Source organism: Streptomyces sp. NPDC050416 (assembly GCF_044458845.1).
Lineage (GTDB): Bacteria > Actinomycetota > Actinomycetes > Streptomycetales > Streptomycetaceae > Streptomyces.
In genome coordinates, this window is sequence record NZ_JBITII010000004.1 from 317,060 (window position 1) to 337,340 (window position 20,281).

The 20,281-nt window shown below is 70.0% G+C and carries 15 protein-coding genes; 14 read left to right on the forward strand and 1 reads right to left on the reverse strand.

Translation table 11 applies throughout. The annotated features are described in order from the left end of the window. The 14 genes from ACIBL4_RS14730 to ACIBL4_RS14795 all read left to right on the forward strand — a co-directional run bounded on the left by ACIBL4_RS14730 (position 1) and on the right by ACIBL4_RS14795 (position 16,438). Positions 1 to 1,989, forward strand: a complete 1,989-nt coding sequence (locus tag ACIBL4_RS14730) for a peptidoglycan D,D-transpeptidase FtsI family protein (RefSeq protein ID WP_399409881.1) — start codon at positions 1 to 3, stop codon at positions 1,987 to 1,989. 280 nt (positions 1,990 to 2,269) lie between these two features. After that, a complete protein-coding gene (locus ACIBL4_RS14735; protein ID WP_399409883.1) occupies positions 2,270 to 3,790 on the forward strand; it encodes a UDP-N-acetylmuramoyl-L-alanyl-D-glutamate--2,6-diaminopimelate ligase in 1,521 nt (506 codons plus the stop codon). 28 nt (positions 3,791 to 3,818) lie between these two features. After that, entirely contained in the window at positions 3,819 to 5,234 is a 1,416-nt protein-coding gene (gene murF / locus ACIBL4_RS14740; RefSeq protein WP_399409885.1) for a UDP-N-acetylmuramoyl-tripeptide--D-alanyl-D-alanine ligase, read from the forward strand. After that, positions 5,234 to 6,325 (forward strand): phospho-N-acetylmuramoyl-pentapeptide-transferase, encoded by a 1,092-nt coding sequence (mraY, locus tag ACIBL4_RS14745; RefSeq protein WP_399410576.1) that lies wholly within the window; start codon positions 5,234 to 5,236, stop codon positions 6,323 to 6,325. Before murF ends, mraY begins: the two co-directional genes overlap by 1 nt. Further along, positions 6,307 to 7,749, forward strand: coding sequence for a UDP-N-acetylmuramoyl-L-alanine--D-glutamate ligase (murD, locus tag ACIBL4_RS14750; protein ID WP_399409887.1), 1,443 nt, complete (start codon positions 6,307 to 6,309; stop codon positions 7,747 to 7,749). The genes mraY and murD overlap by 19 nt, the downstream gene beginning before the upstream one ends. A 156-nt stretch (positions 7,750 to 7,905) precedes the next feature. Next, complete coding sequence (gene ftsW, locus ACIBL4_RS14755) at positions 7,906 to 9,270, forward strand: putative lipid II flippase FtsW (protein ID WP_399409889.1); 1,365 nt, start codon at positions 7,906 to 7,908, stop codon at positions 9,268 to 9,270. 6 nt (positions 9,271 to 9,276) lie between these two features. Then, on the forward strand, positions 9,277 to 10,374 hold the full coding sequence (gene murG / locus ACIBL4_RS14760; RefSeq protein ID WP_399409891.1) for an undecaprenyldiphospho-muramoylpentapeptide beta-N-acetylglucosaminyltransferase: 1,098 nt from the start codon (positions 9,277 to 9,279) through the stop codon (positions 10,372 to 10,374). Positions 10,375 to 10,400: 26 nt separating this feature from the next. Continuing rightward, on the forward strand, positions 10,401 to 11,195 hold the full coding sequence (locus tag ACIBL4_RS14765; protein ID WP_399409893.1) for a cell division protein FtsQ/DivIB: 795 nt from the start codon (positions 10,401 to 10,403) through the stop codon (positions 11,193 to 11,195). A 288-nt stretch (positions 11,196 to 11,483) separates the two neighbouring features. Then, positions 11,484 to 12,677 carry a cell division protein FtsZ gene (gene ftsZ, locus ACIBL4_RS14770; protein ID WP_356923005.1) on the forward strand — a complete coding sequence of 398 codons (1,194 nt, stop codon included), beginning with the start codon at positions 11,484 to 11,486 and terminating at the stop codon, positions 12,675 to 12,677. Positions 12,678 to 12,687: 10 nt separating this feature from the next. Beyond that, a complete protein-coding gene (gene pgeF / locus ACIBL4_RS14775; RefSeq protein ID WP_399409895.1) occupies positions 12,688 to 13,419 on the forward strand; it encodes a peptidoglycan editing factor PgeF in 732 nt (243 codons plus the stop codon). 6 nt (positions 13,420 to 13,425) lie between these two features. Continuing rightward, on the forward strand, positions 13,426 to 14,145 hold the full coding sequence (locus ACIBL4_RS14780; protein ID WP_399409897.1) for a YggS family pyridoxal phosphate-dependent enzyme: 720 nt from the start codon (positions 13,426 to 13,428) through the stop codon (positions 14,143 to 14,145). 129 nt (positions 14,146 to 14,274) lie between these two features. Continuing rightward, positions 14,275 to 14,916: a cell division protein SepF gene (gene sepF / locus ACIBL4_RS14785; protein ID WP_356020750.1), complete on the forward strand. Its 642-nt coding sequence runs from the start codon at positions 14,275 to 14,277 to the stop codon at positions 14,914 to 14,916. A gap of 59 nt (positions 14,917 to 14,975) precedes the next feature. Beyond that, a complete protein-coding gene (locus ACIBL4_RS14790; protein WP_037674328.1) occupies positions 14,976 to 15,260 on the forward strand; it encodes a YggT family protein in 285 nt (94 codons plus the stop codon). A 53-nt stretch (positions 15,261 to 15,313) separates the two neighbouring features. Continuing rightward, positions 15,314 to 16,438, forward strand: a complete 1,125-nt coding sequence (locus tag ACIBL4_RS14795) for a DivIVA domain-containing protein (protein WP_399409900.1) — start codon at positions 15,314 to 15,316, stop codon at positions 16,436 to 16,438. Positions 16,439 to 16,654: 216 nt separating this feature from the next. Here ACIBL4_RS14795 and ileS read toward each other — a convergent pair whose 3' ends face one another. Then, on the reverse strand, positions 16,655 to 19,813 hold the full coding sequence (gene ileS, locus ACIBL4_RS14800; protein ID WP_399409902.1) for an isoleucine--tRNA ligase: 3,159 nt from the start codon (positions 19,811 to 19,813) through the stop codon (positions 16,655 to 16,657). Positions 19,814 to 20,281 lie beyond the last annotated feature (468 nt).

A 20,281-nucleotide genomic window follows, 5' to 3' on the forward strand; every position in this document is an offset into this window, starting at 1 on the left:
GTGACCGACAGGGAACCCCCGCGCCGCCGCGTGCCCGGTCCCGCCAGGCCCGCTCGTCCTGACGCCCGGCGCCGTCCCGGACCCGCTGCCCGTCCGGCGCGGCGTCCCGGGCCCGGTGCCCGGCCGGCCCGGCGCCCGGGCACGGCCCGTCAGGCGGCGCCCAAGCCCCTCCGGCTGGGCAGCCCCCGGCCCCGGCTGCGTCTGGTCGGGCTCGCGCTGACGCTCGTCCTGATCGCCTTCGTCGTACGGCTGTTCCAGGTGCAGGCCGTCGATGCGAGCACGTACGCCGCCAAGGCCGAGCAGAACAGATACGTCGGGCAGGTCCTGGCCGCGGACCGCGGGGAGATCACGGACCGGTCCGGTGTGGCCCTGGCGACCAGTGAGGACGCCTACGACATCACGGCCGACCCCACGATGTTCGCCCCCGACCAGCTGAAGATCGGGGACGGGCCCGAGCAGGCCGCCGCGCTGCTCGCGCCGATCCTGGGCCAGGAGCAGGAGACCCTGGTGCAGAAGCTGCGGCCGAAGAACAAGGCGCTGCGGTACGTCAAGCTCGCCTCCCGCCAGACCCCGCAGGTCTGGAAGCAGATCAAGGACCTGAAGTCCGCGCTCGCCAAGAAGGAGCAGACCGACAAATCCGCGCACAACGTCCTGGGGGGCGTCTTCTCCGTCGCCACCAGCAAGCGCGTGTACCCGGGCGGCGACCTCGCCGCCGGGATACTGGGCTGGGTCAACGGCGAGGGCAAGCCCGGCGGCGGCATCGAGCTCCAGCTGAACAAGCAGCTGGCCGGCAAGGACGGCAAGATCCGCTACGCCCAGTCCGGCGGCCGGCTGGTCCCCACGGCGGGTTCCACCGAAACGCCCGCCGTGCCCGGCAGCGACGTCGAGCTCACCATCGACCGCGACATCCAGTGGGCCGCCCAGAAGGCCATCAGCGACCAGGTGAAGGAGTCCGCGGCCGACCGCGGTTACGTCATCGTCCAGGACACCCGCACCGGCCAGATCCTGGCCATGGCCAATTCGCCCGGTTTTGATCCCAACGACTTGTCGGACGCGGATCCCGCGGCCCTCGGCAACGCGGCCCTCCAGGACGCCTTCGAGCCCGGCTCCACCGCGAAGGTCATGTCGATGGCGGCCGTCCTCCAGGAGGGCGCCGCGACGCCGATGACCCACGTGGTCGTGCCCAACCGGCTGCACCGCGGCGACCGGCTCTTCAAGGACGACATCGACCACCCCACCTGGCACCTAACGCTCAACGGCGTCCTCGCCAAGTCCAGCAACATCGGCACCATCCTCGCCACCGGGCAGCTCGGCAGGACCCAGGCCCGGTCCAACAAGGTCCTCTACGACTACCTGCGCAAGTTCGGCCTCGGCAGCTACACCGGCCTCGGCTTTCCCGGCGAGACCAAGGGCATCCTCGCCCCGCCCGACAAGTGGTCGACCTCGCAGCAGTACACGATCCCTTTCGGCCAGGGCGTCTCCATCAACGCCATGCAGGCGGCGTCGGTGTACTCGACCATCGCCAACGGCGGTGTCCGCGTCGAACCCACGCTCGTGCGCGGCACCAAGGGGCCCGACGGCCGCTTCACCCCGGCCCCCAAGCCCGAGAAGACCCGGGTCGTCAGCGCCAAGACGGCGAAGACCCTCGCCCGGATGCTGGAGTCGGTCGTGGACGACGAGGAGGGCACGGGCTCCAAGGCGCGCATCCCCGGCTACCGCGTCGCGGGCAAGACGGGCACCGCCAACCGCGTGGATCCGGCCACCGGCAAGTACAAGGGCTACACGTCGTCGTTCGCCGGATTCGCGCCTGCCGACAAGCCGCGCATCACCGTCTACTGCGCCATCCAGAACGCCACCAAGGGCAACTACTTCGGCGGCCAGATCTGCGGCCCCGTGTACAAGCAGGTCATGGAGTTCGCGCTGAAGTCCCTCCAGGTCCCGCCGACCGGGGCCAAGCCCGCGAGACTGCCCGTCACGTTCAAGAACTGAACCGGCCCCGAGAACCGAACCGATCCCCGAGAACCGAACCGATCCCAGGGAACCGAACCGGCCCCCCGAGAATCGAACCGACCGACCCCGCACCGCCAAGCCCCTGATCAGCACCGAGTACCACCGAGCCACCAGGACCGCCCCCGTGACAACGATCACCCCCGATCCCGGGAACCAGAGCGCCCCCCGCCCCTCACTTCGCCCGGAGGCGGGTACGCCCGGTACGCTCACCGCCGTGCCACACGCTGATCAGTCCCAAACCACCCAGAAGGGCCATCCCGTGACATACCCCGGGCCGCCCAGGCCGGCGCAGGTCTCCGCCACACCCCTCGCGGAACTGGCCGAACAGCTGGGTGTCCCCGCGCCGGAGGGCGCCGCCGACGTCACGGGCATCACCCACGACTCACGCGCCGTGCGCCCCGGCGACCTGTACGCCGCCCTCCCGGGCGCCCGCGTGCACGGCGCCGACTTCGTCGAGCAGGCCACGAGCCTCGGCGCGGCGGCCGTGCTGACCGACCCCACCGGCGCCGAGCGCGCCGCCGCCTCCGGACTGCCGGTCCTGGTCGTCGACGAGCCCCGCGCGCGGATGGGCCAGCTGGCCGCCACGATCTACGGCCACCCCGGCCGGGACCTGCTCCAGATCGGCATCACCGGCACCTCCGGCAAGACCACCACCGCCTACCTCGTCGAAGGCGGCCTGAAGACGGTCAGGTCCACCGGCCTGATCGGCACGGTCGAGATGCGCATCGGCGACGAGCGCATCAAGTCCGAGCGCACCACGCCCGAAGCCACCGACCTCCAGGCCCTGTTCGCCGTCATGCGCGAACGCGGCGTCGAGGCGGTCGCCATGGAGGTGTCCAGCCACGCCCTGGTCCTCGGCCGCGTCGACGGCTGCGTCTTCGACATCGGCGTCTTCACCAACCTCAGCCCGGAACACATGGAGTTCCACTCCGGCATGGAGGACTACTTCCAGGCGAAGGCGCAGCTGTTCACGCCGGAGCGCGGCAAACTCGGCGTGGTCAACGTCGACGACGAGTACGGCCGCAGGCTGGCGAACGAGGCCACCGTCCCGGTCGTCACCTACTCCGCCGAGGGCCACCCCGACGCCGACTGGCGCGCCGAGGACGTCGAGGTCGGCCGGCTGGACTCGACGTTCACCGTCGTCGGGCCCAAGGGCGAGCGGATCAGCGCCAGGTCGCCGCTGCCCGGCCCCTTCAACGTGGCCAACACCCTTGCCGCGATCGTCGCCCTCGCCGTCGCCGGCCTCGACCCGCAGGCCGCAGCCGACGGCGTCGCCGCCGTCCCCGGCGTACCGGGCCGGCTGGAGCGCGTGGACGCGGGACAGCCGTACCTCGCGGTCGTCGACTACGCCCACAAGACCGACGCCGTCGAGTCCGTGCTGCGCGCCCTGCGCAAGGTCACCGAGGGCAAGCTGCACATCGTCCTCGGCTGCGGCGGCGACCGGGACAGGACCAAGCGCGAGCCGATGGGCGCCGCCGCGGCCCGGCTCGCCGACACCGCCGTACTGACCTCCGACAACCCCCGTGGTGAGGACCCCCTCGCGATCCTCGCCACGATGCTCCAGGGCGCGGCCTCCGTGCCCGCGCACGAGCGCGGCGAAGTGGCGGTCTTCGAGGACCGGGCCGCGGCGATCGCCGCCGCCGTCGCCCGCGCCGAGCCGGGCGACACCGTGCTGGTCGCGGGCAAGGGCCACGAGCAGGGCCAGGACATCGCCGGGGTGGTCCGTCCCTTCGACGACCGCCAGGTGCTTCGCGAAGCCATTCAGAAGACCCAGGGATGAATTCCCGCATGATCCAGGGGATGAACTTGTGATCGCCCTCTCCCTCGCCGAGATCGCAGAAGTCGTCGGCGGGCAGACGTACGACATACCGGATCCGGCCGTCCAGGTCACCGGCCCGGTCGTCCGGGACTCCCGCGAGGCGGGGCCGGGCAGCCTGTTCGTGGCCTTCGCCGGTGAGCGTGTGGACGGCCACGACTTCGCGGCGGCGGTGGTCGAGGCGGGAGCGGTGGCCGTGCTCGGCACCCGGCCCGTCGGCGTGCCCGCGATCGTCGTGGACGACGTCCAGGCCGCCCTCGGCGCGCTCGCCCGGCACGTCGTACAGCGCCTCGGTGCCACGCTCGTCGCCCTCACCGGCTCGGCGGGCAAGACCAGCACGAAGGACCTCATCGCACAGGTGCTCCAGCGCAAGGCGCCGACGGTGTTCACGCCCGGCTCGCTCAACAACGAGATCGGGCTGCCGCTGACCGCGCTCAGCGCCACCGAGGAGACCCGGTTCCTGGTCCTTGAGATGGGTGCCCGCGGCATCGGGCACATCTCCTACCTCACGGATCTGACGCCCCCGAGGATCGGCCTCGTCCTGAACGTCGGCAGCGCCCACATCGGCGAGTTCGGCGGCCGGGAGCAGATCGCGCAGGCCAAGGGCGAACTCGTCGAGTCCCTGCCGTCCGAGGCCGACGGAGGCACGGCCGTCCTCAACGCGGACGACCCCTACGTGCGGGCCATGGCCTCTCGTACGAAGGCGAAGGTGATCTTTTTCGGAGAGTCCGACGAAGCGGACGTTCGCGCCGAGAACGTGCGACTCACGGACACCGGACAGCCCGCGTTCAGGCTTCACACACCCTCCGGTGCAAGCGATGTGACCATGCGCCTGTACGGTGAGCACCACGTGTCGAACGCGCTCGCCGCGGCCGCCGTCGCCCACGAGTTGGGCATGTCCGCAGACGAGATCGCCGTCGCGCTCTCCGAGGCGGGCTCCCTCTCCCGCTGGCGGATGGAGGTCACCGAGCGCCCGGACGGCGTGACGGTCGTCAACGACGCCTACAACGCGAACCCCGAGTCCATGAAGGCCGCGCTGCGCGCGCTCGTGGCCATCGGCAAGGGGCGTCGTACGTGGGCGGTGCTCGGCCAGATGGCCGAGCTCGGGGACGAGGCTCTCGCCGAGCACGACGCGGTCGGACGGCTCGCCGTCCGGCTCAACGTCAGCAAGCTCGTCGCGGTCGGTGGCAGGGAAGCCGCCTGGCTGCAACTGGGCGCATATAACGAGGGTTCGTGGGGTGAGGAGTCGGTGCACGTGTCCGACGCACAGGCGGCGATCGACCTGTTGCGCAGCGAGTTGCGCCCGGGGGATGTCGTACTCGTGAAGGCGTCCCGTTCGGTCGGGCTCGAGCGCGTTGCCCAGGCGCTGCTCGAGACCGGTGCCGAGGGTGAGGTTTCCGCCCGATGATGAAGCAGATCCTGTTCGCAGGAGTCATTGGCCTCTTCCTGACGCTGGTCGGCACCCCGCTGCTGATCAAGCTCCTCGCGCGCAAGGGCTACGGCCAGTACATCCGCGACGACGGCCCGCGCGAGCACGCCAGCAAGCGCGGGACGCCGACCATGGGCGGTATCGCGTTCATCCTGGCGACGGTCGCCGCCTACTTCCTGGCCAAGGTGATCACGGGCTATCTCGACCCGGACGTCGACGCGGCGCCGACCTTCTCCGGTCTGCTGGTGCTCGGCCTGATGGTCGGCATGGGCCTGGTCGGCTTCCTCGACGACTACATCAAGATCGTCAAGCGGCGTTCGCTGGGTCTGCGGGCCAAGGCGAAGATGGCCGGCCAGCTGATCGTCGGCATCGGCTTCGCGGTGCTCTCGCTGCAGTTCGCGGACAACCGCGGCAACACCCCCGCGTCCACGAGGCTGTCGTTCATCACGGACTTCGGCTGGACGATCGGACCCGTGCTGTTCGTGGTCTGGGCGCTTTTCATGATCCTCGCCATGTCGAACGGCGTGAACCTGACCGACGGTCTGGACGGTCTGGCCACCGGCGCCTCCGTGCTGGTCTTCGGCGCCTACACCTTCATCGGCGTCTGGCAGTTCCAGGAGTCCTGCGCCAACGCGCAGACGCTGACCAACCCGGGCGCGTGCTACGAGGTGCGCGACCCCCTCGACCTCGCGGTCGTCGCCTCCGCGCTGATGGGTGCCTGCCTGGGCTTCCTGTGGTGGAACACCTCGCCGGCCAAGATCTTCATGGGTGACACCGGTTCGCTGGCGCTCGGCGGTGTGCTCGCCGGCCTCGCGATCTGCTCGCGCACCGAACTGCTGATGGCCATCCTCGGCGGCCTGTTCGTCCTGATCACCATGTCCGTGGTGATCCAGGTCGGCTCCTTCCGCCTCACCGGGAAGCGCGTCTTCCGGATGGCGCCACTCCAGCACCACTTCGAACTCAAGGGCTGGTCCGAAGTGCTCGTCGTGGTCCGCTTCTGGATCATTCAGGGCATTTGTGTGATCGTCGGACTGGGCCTCTTCTACGCAGGATGGGCAGCGGACAAGTGACCTCCCCGGAGCCCTTCGACTTCCAGGGCAAGCACGTCACCGTCGCCGGGCTCGGCGTCTCCGGCGTCCCGGCGGCCAAGGTGCTGCACGGCCTCGGCGCGATCGTCACGGCCGTCAACGACGGCGCCGACGAGCGCGCGCGGGCGCAGGCCGCCGAGCTGGAGGCGCTCGGCATCACCGTGCGCCTCGGTGACGGCGACACCCTGCCCGAGGGCACCGAGCTGATCGTCACCGCGCCCGGCTGGAAGCCCGACAAGCCGCTGTTCGCGGCGGCCGGGCGGGCGGGCGTCCCCGTCTGGGGCGACGTCGAGCTGGCCTGGCGCCTGCGCGGCCCCGACGCGGCCCCGTGGCTCGCCGTCACGGGCACCAACGGCAAGACCACCACCGTCCAGATGCTCGCCTCGATCCTGAAGGCGGCGGGCCTTCGCACGGCCGCCGTCGGCAACATCGGCGTCTCCCTGCTGGACGCGGTGCTCGGCGAGGAGCAGTACGACGTGCTGGCCGTGGAGCTGTCCAGCTACCAGCTCCACTGGGCGCCCTCGCTGCGCGCCCACTCGGCCGCCGTGCTCAACCTCGCCCCCGACCACCTCGACTGGCACGGCTCCATGGAGGCGTACGCCGCCGACAAGGGCCGTATCTACGAGGGCAATCGCGTCGCCTGCGTCTACAACGCGGCCGACAAGGCCACCGAGGACCTGGTCCGCGAGGCCGACGTCGAGGAGGGCTGCCGGGCCGTCGGCTTCACCCTCGGCACGCCCGCGCCCTCCCAACTCGGCGTCGTCGAGGGCATCCTGGTCGACCGCGCCTTCGTCGAGAACCGGCAGAAGAACGCCCAGGAGCTCGCCGAGGTCGCCGACGTCAACCCGCCGGCCCCGCACAACATCGCCAACGCCCTCGCGGCGGCGGCCCTCGCACGGGCCTACGGCGTGCCCGCCAAGGCCGTACGGGACGGCCTGCGGGCCTTCACCCCGGACGCCCACCGCATCGCGCACGTGGCCGACGTGGACGGCGTCGCGTACGTCGACGACTCCAAGGCCACCAACACCCACGCGGCGGAAGCCTCGTTGGCGGCCTACGAGTCGATCGTGTGGATCGCGGGCGGACTCGCGAAGGGCGCCACCTTCGACGAACTCGTCACCAAGTCCGCGCCCCGGCTGCGCGGGGCCGTGCTGATCGGCGCGGACCGCGCGCTGATCCGCGAAGCCCTGGCGCGACACGCCCCCGAAGTACCCGTCGTCGACCTCGACCGGACCGACACTGGGGCGATGCGCGCGGCGGTCCAGGAGGCGCGGCGGCTCGCCCGGACCGGTGACACGGTGCTGCTGGCTCCGGCCTGCGCCTCCATGGACATGTTCGCCAACTACAACAAGCGCGGGGACGCTTTCGCGGACGCCGTTCGCGAACTCGGCTCCGCCGACGGCTGACCCGGGTCCGCCTCGCCCGGCGGCGGCGCCGGGCGTATCTGGGAGGGACACGTGACACGGATGCGGCTGGTGCAGGAGCGGCCAGGGAGTGTTGGGTCCTTCACAACGCCTCCTGGCCGCGGAACGTTCCCCTCCGGCAAGGCGGGGTGAGCGGCGATGCCCACCAGCCGCACCGGACGGCCTCCCGTCTCCCGCGCTCCCAAGCGCCCCGCCGCGCCCCGGCTCGCCCGCGAGAACCGCGTCCTGGCCCTCTACACGCGTGCGCGCCGGGGCTGGGACCGGCCGCTGACCGCCTACTACCTCATCTTCGGCGGCAGTCTGCTGATCACCGTGCTGGGCCTGGTGATGGTCTACTCGGCCTCCCAGATCACCGCGCTCCAGATGTCGCTGCCGGGTTCGTACTTCTTCCGCAAGCAGCTGCTGGCCGCCGTGATCGGCGCCGGACTGCTGTTCGCCGCCTCCCGGATGCCGGTGAAGCTGCACCGGGCCCTCGCCTACCCGATCCTCGCCGGCGCCGTCTTCCTCATGGCCCTGGTGCAGATCCCCGGGATAGGAGTGTCGGTCAACGGCAACCAGAACTGGATCGCGGTCGGCGGCTCCTTCCAGATCCAGCCCAGCGAGTTCGGCAAGCTCGCCCTCGTGCTGTGGGGCGCCGACCTGCTCGCCCGCAAGCAGGACAAGAGGCTGCTGACCCAGTGGAAGCACATGCTGGTGCCGCTGGTCCCGGCCGCGTTCATGCTGCTCGGGCTGATCATGATCGGCGGCGACATGGGCACCGCGATCATCCTCACGGCCATCCTGTTCGGCCTGCTCTGGCTGGCCGGCGCGCCCACGCGCCTGTTCGCCGGAGTGCTGTCGATCGCCGCCGTACTCGGCCTGATCCTCATCAAGACCAGCGCGAACCGCATGGCACGCCTGCAGTGCCTCGGCGCCACCGAACCCCAGTCGGGACCGGTCGACTGCTGGCAGGCCGTGCACGGCATCTACGCCCTCGCCTCCGGCGGAATCTTCGGCTCCGGGCTGGGTGCGAGTGTGGAGAAATGGGGCCAACTCCCCGAAGCCCACACCGACTTCATCTTCGCCGTCACCGGTGAGGAACTGGGTCTGGCGGGGACGCTGTCGGTACTCGCCCTCTTCGCGGCTCTAGGCTATGCGGGTATCCGCGTGGCCGGACGCACGGAGGACCCCTTCGTGAGGTATGCCGCGGGAGGCGTGACCACCTGGATCACGGCCCAGGCCGTGATCAACATCGGTGCGGTGCTCGGTCTGCTGCCGATCGCCGGCGTCCCTCTCCCGCTGTTCTCCTACGGGGGATCCGCCCTGCTGCCGACCATGTTCGCCATCGGGCTCCTGATCGCCTTCGCGCGCGACGAGCCCGCTGCGCGGGCGGCGCTTGCGATGCGGCAACCCCGCTTTGGTAGAAAGCGGGGGGCTGGGGGAACCGGTTCCGGCCGGAGTCCCCGGAGATGGAACACGATGCGACGGCGCGCCTCGGCGGCGCGTTCGTCCGGAGAGCGGTGAATTTCGGTGCATGTCGTACTCGCCGGCGGAGGAACCGCGGGCCACATCGAGCCCGCGCTCGCCCTCGCGGACGCCCTGCGCAGGCAGGATCCGACCGTGGGCATCACGGCCCTGGGCACGGAGCGAGGCCTGGAGACCCGTCTCGTACCCGAGCGCGGGTACGAACTCGCGCTGATCCCCGCCGTGCCGCTGCCACGCAAGCCCACCCCCGAGCTGATCACCGTCCCGGGCCGGCTGCGCGGGACGATCAAGGCGACCGAGCAGATCCTGGAGCGCACCAAGGCGGACGCCGTGGTCGGCTTCGGCGGCTACGTCGCCCTGCCCGGCTACCTCGCGGCCAAGCGCTTGGGCGTGCCGATCGTCATCCACGAGGCCAACGCCCGCCCGGGCCTGGCCAACAAGATCGGCTCGCGGTACGCCAGCCAGGTCGCCGTCTCCACCCCGGACAGCAAGCTGCGCGGCGCCCGTTACATCGGCATCCCGCTGCGGCGCTCCATCGCCACCCTGGACCGGGCCGCCGTACGCCCCGAGGCCCGGGCCGCGTTCGGGCTCGACCCCAACCTGCCCACGCTGCTGGTCTCCGGCGGCTCCCAGGGCGCCCGCCGCCTCAACGAGGTCGTGCAGACGGTCGCGCCCTGGCTCCAGCAGGCCGGGATCCAGATCCTGCACGCGGTCGGCCCTAAGAACGAACTGCCGCACGTCCAGCAGATGCCGGGAATGCCCCCCTACATCCCGGTAAGTTACCTGGACCGGATGGACCTCGCGTACGCCGCGGCCGACATGATGCTCTGCCGCGCGGGCGCGATGACCGTCGCCGAGCTCTCCGCCGTCGGGCTCCCCGCCGCCTACGTCCCGCTGCCCATCGGCAACGGCGAACAGCGGCTCAACGCCCAGCCGGTGGTCAAGGCCGGCGGCGGCCTGCTGGTCGACGACGCGGAGCTGACCCCCGAGTGGGTCCAGCAGAACGTCCTGCCCGTGCTCGCCGACCCGCACCGGCTGTACCAGATGTCCCGCGCCGCCGCCGAGTTCGGCCGCCGGGACGCCGACGACCTGCTCGTCGGCATGGTGTACGAGGCGATCGCCGCCAGTCGTGCACACCGCTAGGACCGTATGACGGAAGGCAGGGGAGCGTGGCCGGATCGACCACCGCCGAGCGCGGTGAACGCCAGCAGGAGTCGTCCGGCCCGCCGCCCGTCAGACGTCTGAGGCGACGTCACCTTCGTGTGATCGTCATCCTGGGCCTCGCCCTGGTCTTCCTCGGCATCCCCACGGTCTGGCTGTTCTACGGCTCCGACTGGCTGCGCGCCGAGCACGTCTCCGTGTCGGGGACACGGGTCCTGGCCCCGGATCAGGTCGAGGCGGCCGCCGACGTCCCCCTCGGCAAGCCGCTGATTTCCGTCGACACCGATGCGATCGAGACACGACTGCGGCAAAAATTGCCCCGAATTGACTCGGTTGACGTGGTCCGTTCCTGGCCCCATGGAATCGACCTGAAAGTGGTCGAGCGGACTCCGGTTCTGATTGTCCAAAAGGCCGGGAAGTTCGTCGAAGTGGACGATGAAGGTGTCCGTTTCGCCACGGTTTCCGAGGCGCCGAAAGGCGTCCCCGCACTGGAATTGACGCTCTCCCGGTCCAGCTCCGCCGCCGCGAGCCTGCGCCGCTTCGGCGAGGCCCGGCTGGTGCGCGAGGCGGTGGGCGTGGCCCGTGCGGTTCCGGCCGCCGTCGCGCGCCACACACGGACCGTCAAGGTCCGTTCCTACGACGACATCTCGCTGGAGTTGAAGGACGGCCGCACGGTCGCCTGGGGGAGCAGCGAGAAGGGCGCCGCCAAGGCCCGTACGCTCACGGCTCTGATGAAAGCCTCCCCCGGTGCGCGGTACTTCGACGTGAGTGTTCCCACCGCGCCCGCGTCATCAGGGAGTTGACGCACATCCGCGCAGGCCAGCACCCTGGTTGGGCAGTGCTACGGCTGATCACATAGGGTGAAAAGAAAAACGGGAGGTTCGGCGTGTTCGTTGAAGGAGCGCCACTTGTCGACTTAGTGTCCTGTTCAGAAGACTCCAAGGAACAGACACACTGGTAACCCTAAACTTCAGGGTTAGGGTTCGGGTCGGCGATACGGACCGTCCCATTCGGCATCAGTCGTCGGGTCGCGGGGCGCAGCGCGCCACGGTGATTCGGCGACACGTAACTCGAGGCGAGAGGCCTTCGACGTGGCAGCACCGCAGAACTACCTCGCAGTCATCAAAGTCATCGGTGTCGGCGGCGGTGGTGTCAATGCCATCAACCGGATGATCGAGGTCGGTCTCAAGGGCGTCGAGTTCATCGCCATCAACACCGACGCGCAAGCTCTGTTGATGAGCGACGCCGACGTCAAGCTGGACGTCGGCCGTGAACTCACCCGCGGACTCGGCGCCGGAGCCAACCCGGCCGTCGGCCGCAAGGCCGCCGAGGACCACCGCGAGGAGATCGAGGAGGTCCTCAAGGGGGCCGACATGGTCTTCGTGACAGCCGGTGAAGGCGGCGGCACCGGCACCGGCGGCGCGCCCGTCGTGGCCAACATCGCCCGCTCGCTCGGTGCCCTCACCATCGGTGTGGTCACGCGCCCGTTCACCTTCGAGGGACGGCGCCGCGCGAACCAGGCCGAGGACGGCATCGCCGAGCTCCGCGAAGAGGTCGACACCCTCATCGTCATCCCGAACGACCGGCTGCTGTCCATCTCGGACCGCCAGGTCTCGGTGCTGGACGCCTTCAAGTCGGCCGACCAGGTCCTGCTCTCCGGTGTGCAGGGCATCACCGACCTGATCACCACCCCGGGCCTGATCAACCTCGACTTCGCCGACGTCAAGTCGGTCATGTCCGAGGCCGGCTCGGCCCTGATGGGCATCGGCTCCGCCCGCGGCGACGACCGTGCGGTGGCCGCCGCCGAGATGGCGATCTCCTCGCCGCTGCTGGAGGCGTCCATCGACGGCGCCCGCGGTGTGCTGCTCTCCATCTCCGGTGGCTCGGACCTCGGTCTGTTCGAGATCAACGAGGCCGCCCAGCTGGTGAGCGAGGCCGCCCACCCCGAGGCCAACATCATCTTCGGCGCGGTGATCGATGACGCCCTCGGCGACGAGGTCCGGGTCACCGTGATCGCGGCCGGCTTCGACGGCGGCCAGCCCCCGGCCCGCCGGGAGAACGTGATCGGCTCGGCCTCGGCCAAGCGCGAGGAGCCGGCCCCGGCACGGCAGACTGAGAGCCGCCCGTCCTTCGGTTCGCTCGGCAGCGTGACCCCGAAGGAGGACCCGGAGCCCGCTCCGAAGCCGGTCGAGGACATCCCGGTCGCCCCGCCGGTCCCGCCGGCGCCGCGGACCTACTCGGACAGCGCGGCCGAGGAACTGGACGTACCGGACTTCCTCAAGTGATCCTTCAGTCGTGATAGGACAGCGCGAAAGCGTGAGCGGCGCCCACTTCGCCTTCACCGACCGGTGGGGCGGGGTGAGCGCCGCTCCGTATGAGGAGCTCAATCTCGGCGGAGCGGTCGGTGACGACCCGGACGCCGTACGCACCAACCGCGAACTGGCCGCCAAGTCCCTGGGCGTCGAGCCGGACCGGGTGGTTTGGATGAACCAGGTGCACGGGGCCGACGTGGTGGTCGTCGACGAGCCGTGGGGATCTTCGCCGGAGATCCCGTCGGCCGACGCGATCGTCACGACGCGGCGGGGGCTCCCCCTCGCCGTGCTCACCGCCGACTGCGTGCCGGTCCTGCTCGCCGACCCCGTCGCCGGGATCGCCGCCGCGGCCCACGCGGGCCGGCCCGGCATGATCGCCGGAGTCGTCCCGGCCGCGCTACGCGCGATGACGGAGCTGGGTGCCGAGCCCTCCAGGATCGTCGCCCGCACCGGGCCCACAGTCTGCGGCCGGTGTTACGAAGTGCCCGAGGCGATGCGCGCCGAGGTGTCCGCCATCGAGCCGGCGGCGTACGCCGAGACGAGCTGGGGCACACCGGCGGTCGACGTGAGCGCCGGAGTGCACGCACAGCTGGACCGGCTCGGAGTGCGCGACCGGGCGCAATCGCCGGTGTGCACACTGGAGTCGGACGATCACTTCTCGTACCGCCGCGACCGCGTCACCGGTCGGCTCGCGGGCTATGTGTGGCTGGACTGATAGGGCATGACGGACCGTAAGGACGAACTCGCCGCGAATCTGGCGAAAGTGGAGCGGCGCATCGCCGACGCGTGCGCGGCCGCGGGGCGGGCGCGCGACGAGGTGACCCTGATCGTGGTCACCAAGACCTACCCCGCGACCGATGTGCGGATCCTCTCGGAACTCGGCGTGCGGCACGTCGCCGAGAACCGCGACCAGGACGCGGCACCGAAGGCCGCCGCGTGTATGGATCTGCCTCTTACTTGGCATTTTGTCGGTCAACTCCAGACCAACAAGGTGCGATCCGTGGTCGGCTACGCGGACTTCGTGCAGTCCGTTGATCGTTCCAAGCTCGTCACAGCTCTGTCGAAGGAGGCCGTCCGCGCCGGACGGGAGCTGGGGTGTCTCATCCAGGTCGCACTCGACGCCGGCGAGAGCGCGCGGGGTGAGCGGGGAGGCGTCGCGCCCGCCGGAATCGAAGAGTTGGCCGACCTCGTCGCGCGGTCGCCGGGGCTGCGGCTCGGCGGACTGATGACCGTCGCACCGCTCACCGGGGAGTACGCGGGACGCGAACAGGCGGCGTTCGGGCGGTTGATGGATTTGTCGACTGACCTGCGCCGGAGTCATCCGGCTGCCACCATGGTCTCGGCAGGGATGAGTGCGGACCTCGAGCAGGCCGTGGCGGCCGGAGCGACACATGTGCGCGTCGGCAGCGCGGTACTCGGAGTCCGCCCCGGGCTCGGGTAACGTCGCCAAGAAGTCGGACCACAGCAGAAAATATGGTCATTGCCGCCGAAAGGCGGATTCAAGGACCACGTGGATCGCGGGCACTTGGCAGTCGTCAGCCGATCCACCACAGAGCGGAGGACTCAGAGCATGGCCGGCGCGATGCGCAAGATGGCGGTCTACCTCGGCCTCGTGGAGGACGATGGGTACGACGGCCGCGGATTTGACCCCGACGACGACTTCGAACCCGAACTGGACCCGGAGCCCGAACGGGACCACCGACGGCACGAGCCGTCCCACCAGCCGCATGGCTCACATCAGCCCCAAAGGGACGAAGAGGTGCGAGTCGTACAATCGCCCGCACCTCGTGAGCCGGCTGCCCGTTCCGCTTCGCTACCCGCGGAATCCGGCCGCCCGGCGCGTATCGCGCCCGTGGCATCCATCACACAAGAACGCGCAAGTCTGGAGAAGAACGCACCGGTGATCATGCCCAAGGTCGTGTCCGAACGAGAGCCTTACCGGATCACCACGCTCCACCCGCGGACCTACAACGAGGCCCGTACCATCGGGGAACACTTCCGTGAAGGCACCCCGGTGATCATGAATCTGACTGAGATGGATGACACAGACGCGAAGCGACTTGTCGACTTTGCGGCCGGTTTGGTGTTTGGTCTTCACGGCAGTATCGAGCGGGTGACGCAGAAGGTGTTCCTGTTGTCGCCTGCTAACGTCGATGTCACGGCGGAGGACAAGGCCCGCATCGCAGAGGGCGGGTTCTTCAACCAGAGCTGAGACGTAACACCGGAAGCAGCAGCAACAGCAGGGCACAGGGGAGAGGGAAGCAACAGGTCATGAGCGTGGTTTTGGATGTCGCCTACATCGCGCTGATGTGCTTCCTCATCGTGCTCATCTTCCGGTTGGTCATGGACTACGTCTTCCAGTTCGCCCGCTCATGGCAACCAGGCAAGGCGATGGTGGTCGTTCTTGAGGCCACCTACACTGTCACGGATCCACCGCTCAAGCTTCTGCGGCGGTTCATTCCGCCGCTGCGTCTCGGGGGCGTGGCGCTCGACCTGTCCTTCTTCGTGCTGATGATCATCGTCTACATCCTGATCTCGATCGTGAGCCGGCTGTGAGCGATGTGAACTACGGTCTTGCCGAATGCCGACGACTACGTTGAGGTGAAGAGATGCCGTTGACCCCCGAGGACGTGCGGAACAAGCAGTTCACGACCGTCCGCCTCCGAGAAGGCTATGACGAGGACGAGGTCGATGCCTTCCTCGACGAGGTCGAAGCCGAACTGACCCGCCTGCTCCGCGAGAACGAGGACCTGCGCGCCAAGCTGGCCGCGGCCACGCGCGCTGCTGCCCAGAACCAGCAGAACATGCGCAAGCCTCCGGAGCAGCAGGATCAGCAGCAGCAACAGCAGCAGGGCATGCGCGGTCCTGGTGGTCCTGTTCCCGCCGGCATATCGGGCCCGCCGCAGCAGCAGATGGGTGGCCCCATGGGTGGTCCGCCCCAGCTGCCGAGCGGTGCCCCGCAGCTGCCCGCCGGTCCCGGCGGTCAGGGTGGTCCCCAGGGTCCTGGTGGTCCCGGTCCGATGGGCCAGGGTCCGGGTCCGATGGGTCAGCCCCCGATGCAGCAGCAGATGGGTGGTCCGATGGGCGGCCCCATGGGCGGTCCGATGGGCGGCCCCGGTCAAGGAGGCCCTGGCGGCGACAGCGCCGCCCGTGTCCTCTCGCTGGCCCAGCAGACCGCCGACCAGGCGATCGCCGAGGCCCGTTCCGAAGCCAACAAGATCGTCGGCGAGGCGCGTTCGCGTGCCGAGGGTCTGGAGCGTGACGCCCGTGCCAAGGCCGATGCCCTGGAGCGGGACGCGCAGGAGAAGCACCGCGTCGCGATGGGCTCCCTGGAGTCCGCCCGCGCCACGCTGGAGCGCAAGGTCGAGGACCTGCGCGGCTTCGAGCGCGAGTACCGCACGCGCCTGAAGTCGTACCTGGAGTCGCAGCTGCGTCAGCTGGAGACCCAGGCCGACGACTCGCTGGCCCCGCCGCGCACTCCGGCGACCGCGTCCCTCCCGCCGTCCCCGGCGCCTTCCATGGCACCGGCCGGCGCGAGCGCCCCGTCGTACGGCGGTGGCAACCAGACGATGGGCGGCGGTCCCTCGCCGTCCGGTCCGTCCTACGGCGGTCAGCAGCAGATGTCCCCGGCGATGACCCAGCCGATGGCGCCGGTGCGTCCGCAGGGCCCGTCGCCGATGGGTCAGGCACCCTCGCCCATGCGGGGCTTCCTGATCGACGAGGACGACAACTGACGGCCTGATGGCCAGTAGTACGGCATAGACGTCGGCAGCGTTCAGGGCGGGGCCCCGGGTGTGAACCCGGGGCCCCGCCCTTTTGCCGCACGCGTCTCTTCGCCGGACACGTCGCCCGTTTGCCACACGCGTTCGTGCGCACACAACGCCGAAGGCCCGGTCCCGCCAAGATTTTTGGCGGGACCCGGCCTTCGGTCCGTGGCTACCCCCTGTGGGTTACGCCTTGCGCAGGCGGAACGTCAGCGTCAGTCCCTCGTCCGTGAACGGGTTCCCGTAGCCGTCGTCCGCGTCGCCCTCGGCGCTGTGCTCATTCACGAAGGCCGTCGCCAGGACCTCGTCGGCGATCAGGCCGGCGTGCTCGGTGAGGGCCGCGACCGTCGCCGGGTCCGTGGCGGTCCAGCGCAGTGCGATGCGGTCGGCCACGTCGAGGCCGCTGTTCTTGCGGGCCTCCTGGATCAGGCGGATCGCGTCACGGGCCAGGCCCGCGCGGCGGAGCTCCTCCGTGATCTCCAGGTCCAGGGCGACCGTCGCGCCCGCGTCGGACGCCACGGACCAGCCCTCGCGCGGCGTCTCCGTGATGATCACCTCGTCGGGAGCCAGCGTGATGGTCTCGCCGTCGACCTCCACCGACGCCGTGCCCTCGCGCAGGGCCAGGGACAGCGCGGCCGCGTCCGCGTTCGCGACGGCCTTGGCCACGTCCTGGACGCGCTTGCCGAACCGCCTGCCAAGGGCGCGGAAGTTGGCCTTCGCCGTGGTGTCCACCAGGGAGCCGCCGACCTCGCTCAGCGTCGCCAGGGACTCGACGTTCAGCTCCTCCGTGATCTGCGTGCGCAGTTCGGAGTCCAGCGTCTCGAAGCCCGTTGCCGCGATCAGGGCGCGGGACAGCGGCTGCCGGGTCTTGACGCCCGACTCCGCGCGCGTGGCACGGCCCAGCTCCACGAGCCGGCGCACCAGCACCATCTGCTTCGACAGCTCCGGGTCGATGGCGGTGAGGTCCGCCTCGGGCCAGGACGACAGGTGGACCGACTCCGGGGCACCCGGGGTGACCGGAACGATCAGGTCCTGCCACACCCGCTCGGTGATGAACGGGGTCAGCGGGGCCATCAGCTGCGTCACCGTCTCGACGACCTCGTGCAGCGTGCGCAGCGCGGCCTTGTCGCCCTGCCAGAAGCGGCGGCGGGAGCGGCGCACGTACCAGTTCGACAGGTCGTCGACGAACGCGGACAGCAGCCTGCCGGCGCGCTGGGTGTCGTAGGTGTCGAGGGCCTGGGTGACCTGGTCGGTGAGCGCGTGCAGTTCGGACAGCAGCCAGCGGTCCAGGACCGGGCGGTCCGCCGGGGCCGGGTCGGCCTCGGACGGGGCCCAGCCCGAGGTGCGGGCGTACAGGGCCTGGAAGGCGACCGTGTTCCAGTACGTGAGGAGCGTCTTGCGGACGACCTCCTGGATCGTGCCGTGGCCCACGCGCCGCGCCGCCCAGGGGGAGCCGCCGGCGGCCATGAACCAGCGGACCGCGTCCGCGCCGTGCCGGTCCATGAGCGGGATCGGCTCCAGGGTGTTGCCCAGGTGCTTGGACATCTTGCGGCCGTCCTCGGCGAGGATGTGGCCGAGGCAGACCACGTTCTCGTACGAGGACTTGTCGAAGACCAGCGTGCCGACCGCCATCAGCGTGTAGAACCAGCCGCGGGTCTGGTCGATCGCCTCGCAGATGAACTGCGCCGGGTAACGGGCCTCGAACAGCTCCTTGTTCTTGTACGGGTAGCCCCACTGCGCGAACGGCATCGAACCCGAGTCGTACCAGGCGTCGATGACCTCGGGCACGCGCGTGGCCGTCTTGCCGCAGCCGCCCTGCGGGCAGGCGAAGGTGACCTCGTCGATGAACGGGCGGTGCGGGTCCAGGCCCGACTGGTCGGTGCCGGTCAGCTCGGTCAGCTCGGTGAGGGAGCCGACGCAGGTGAGGTGGTCGTCCTCGCAGCGCCAGATCGGCAGCGGGGTGCCCCAGTAGCGGTTGCGGGACAGCGCCCAGTCGATGTTGTTGTTCAGCCAGTCGCCGTACCGGCCGTTCTTGACCGTGTCCGGGAACCAGTTGGTGTTCTCGTTCTCCGCGAGGAGGCGGTCCTTGACCTCCGTGGTGCGGATGTACCAGGAGGGCTGCGCGTAGTAGAGCAGCGCGGTGTGGCAGCGCCAGCAGTGCGGGTAGCTGTGCTCGTACGGGATGTGCTTGAAGAGCAGGCCGCGCTGCTGGAGGTCCTCGGTGAGTTTCTCGTCCGCCTTCTTGAAGAAGACGCCGCCGACGAGGGGGACGTCCTCCTCGAAGGTGCCGTCCGGGCGGACCGGGTTCACGACCGGGAGGCCGTAGGCGCGGCAGACCTTGAGGTCGTCCTCACCGAAGGCGGGGGACTGGTGGACCAGACCCGTACCGTCCTCGGTGGTGACGTACTCGGCGTTGACGACGAAGTGCGCCGGCTCCGGGAACTCGACGAGCTCGAACGGGCGCTGGTACGTCCAGCGCTCCATCTCGGCGCCAGTGAACGTCTGGCCGGTGGTCTCCCAGCCCTCGCCGAGGGCCTTGGCGAGGAGCGGCTCGGCGACGACCAGCTTCTCCTCGCCGTTCGTCGCGACGACGTAGGTGACCTCGGGGTGCGCGGCGACCGCGGTGTTGGAGACCAGCGTCCAGGGCGTGGTCGTCCACACCAGGAGCGCGGCCTCGCCGGCCAGCGGGCCGGAGGTGAGCGGGAAGCGGACGAAGACCGACGGGTCGACGACCGTCTCGTAGCCCTGCGCCAGCTCGTGGTCCGACAGGCCCGTGCCGCAGCGGGGGCACCAGGGGGCGACGCGGTGGTCCTGGGCCAGCAGGCCCTTGTTGAAGATCTCCTTGAGCGACCACCAGACCGACTCGATGTACTCGGGGTCCATCGTGCGGTACGGCTCGGTGAGGTCGGTCCAGTAGCCCATGCGGGTCGTGAGCTCTTCGAAGGCGTCTGTGTGCCGGGTCACCGACTCGCGGCACTTCGCGTTGAACTCGGCGATGCCGTACGCCTCGATGTCCTGCTTGCCCGAGAAGCCGAGCTCCTTCTCCACGGCGAGCTCCACCGGGAGGCCGTGGCAGTCCCAGCCGGCCTTGCGGGCCACGTGGTAGCCGCGCATGGTGCGGAAGCGGGGGAAGACGTCCTTGAAGACGCGGGCCTCGATGTGGTGGGCACCGGGCATGCCGTTGGCGGTGGGCGGGCCCTCGTAGAACACCCATTCAGGGCGGCCCTCGGACTGCTCCAGGCTCTTGGTGAAGATCTTCTGCTCGCGCCAGAAGTCGAGCACGGCGTGCTCGAGGGCGGGCAGGTCGACCTGGGCGGGCACCTGGCGGTACGTCGGCGATGTCATCAGCGGGCTTCCTCCGGCGGACTTGCTGCCTTCCGTCCGGAGGGACGAGAGCTACGTCTGCCTGCGCCGCCTTCGGCGCGCTCCCGCGGTACCACCCTCCTTGGCCCTCCGGCGCGGGGTGTGCGTCGGTGAGCCCCCTCATTTGGGTCGCGATGCCGGTTCTACTGGCCGCCGCACTCGGCGGCGGTTTTCTTCCGGCGGCTCCGGGGTGATCTTCGCGTCGCGCTCGCCCCCGGGCTTCCACCGTCCCCGGGTCGCTCTGGGCTGCGTACGCCGCTACTCGTCCCCATCCACGCTTTTCGCTCCGCCCAGTGTACGGCGCCGCACGGACAGCGGCCGACCGCTTTTCGGGGCGGCCGGGGGCAGAGAGCCGCGAGGGGCGCCGTTGTGGGTGACGTATGGGTTTGATGACCTGAATGGAGTGGTATGGGTGTTCGGATCCTGGGACGTCCGGCTCGGCGGATTACC

Excerpts from the sequence above, each read along its gene's own strand:
- ACIBL4_RS14780 (WP_399409897.1), top strand. The coding sequence starts at position 13,426 with ATGACGGACCGTAAGGACGAACTCGCCGCGAATCTGGCGAAAGTGGAG.
- ileS (WP_399409902.1), bottom strand. The coding sequence starts at position 19,813 with ATGACATCGCCGACGTACCGCCAGGTGCCCGCCCAGGTCGACCTGCCC.
- ACIBL4_RS14795 (WP_399409900.1), top strand. The coding sequence starts at position 15,314 with ATGCCGTTGACCCCCGAGGACGTGCGGAACAAGCAGTTCACGACCGTC.
- murD (WP_399409887.1), top strand. The coding sequence starts at position 6,307 with ATGGGCAGCGGACAAGTGACCTCCCCGGAGCCCTTCGACTTCCAGGGC.
- ftsW (WP_399409889.1), top strand. The coding sequence starts at position 7,906 with ATGCCCACCAGCCGCACCGGACGGCCTCCCGTCTCCCGCGCTCCCAAG.
- ACIBL4_RS14790 (WP_037674328.1), top strand. The coding sequence starts at position 14,976 with ATGAGCGTGGTTTTGGATGTCGCCTACATCGCGCTGATGTGCTTCCTC.
- mraY (WP_399410576.1), top strand. The coding sequence starts at position 5,234 with ATGAAGCAGATCCTGTTCGCAGGAGTCATTGGCCTCTTCCTGACGCTG.
- sepF (WP_356020750.1), top strand. The coding sequence starts at position 14,275 with ATGGCCGGCGCGATGCGCAAGATGGCGGTCTACCTCGGCCTCGTGGAG.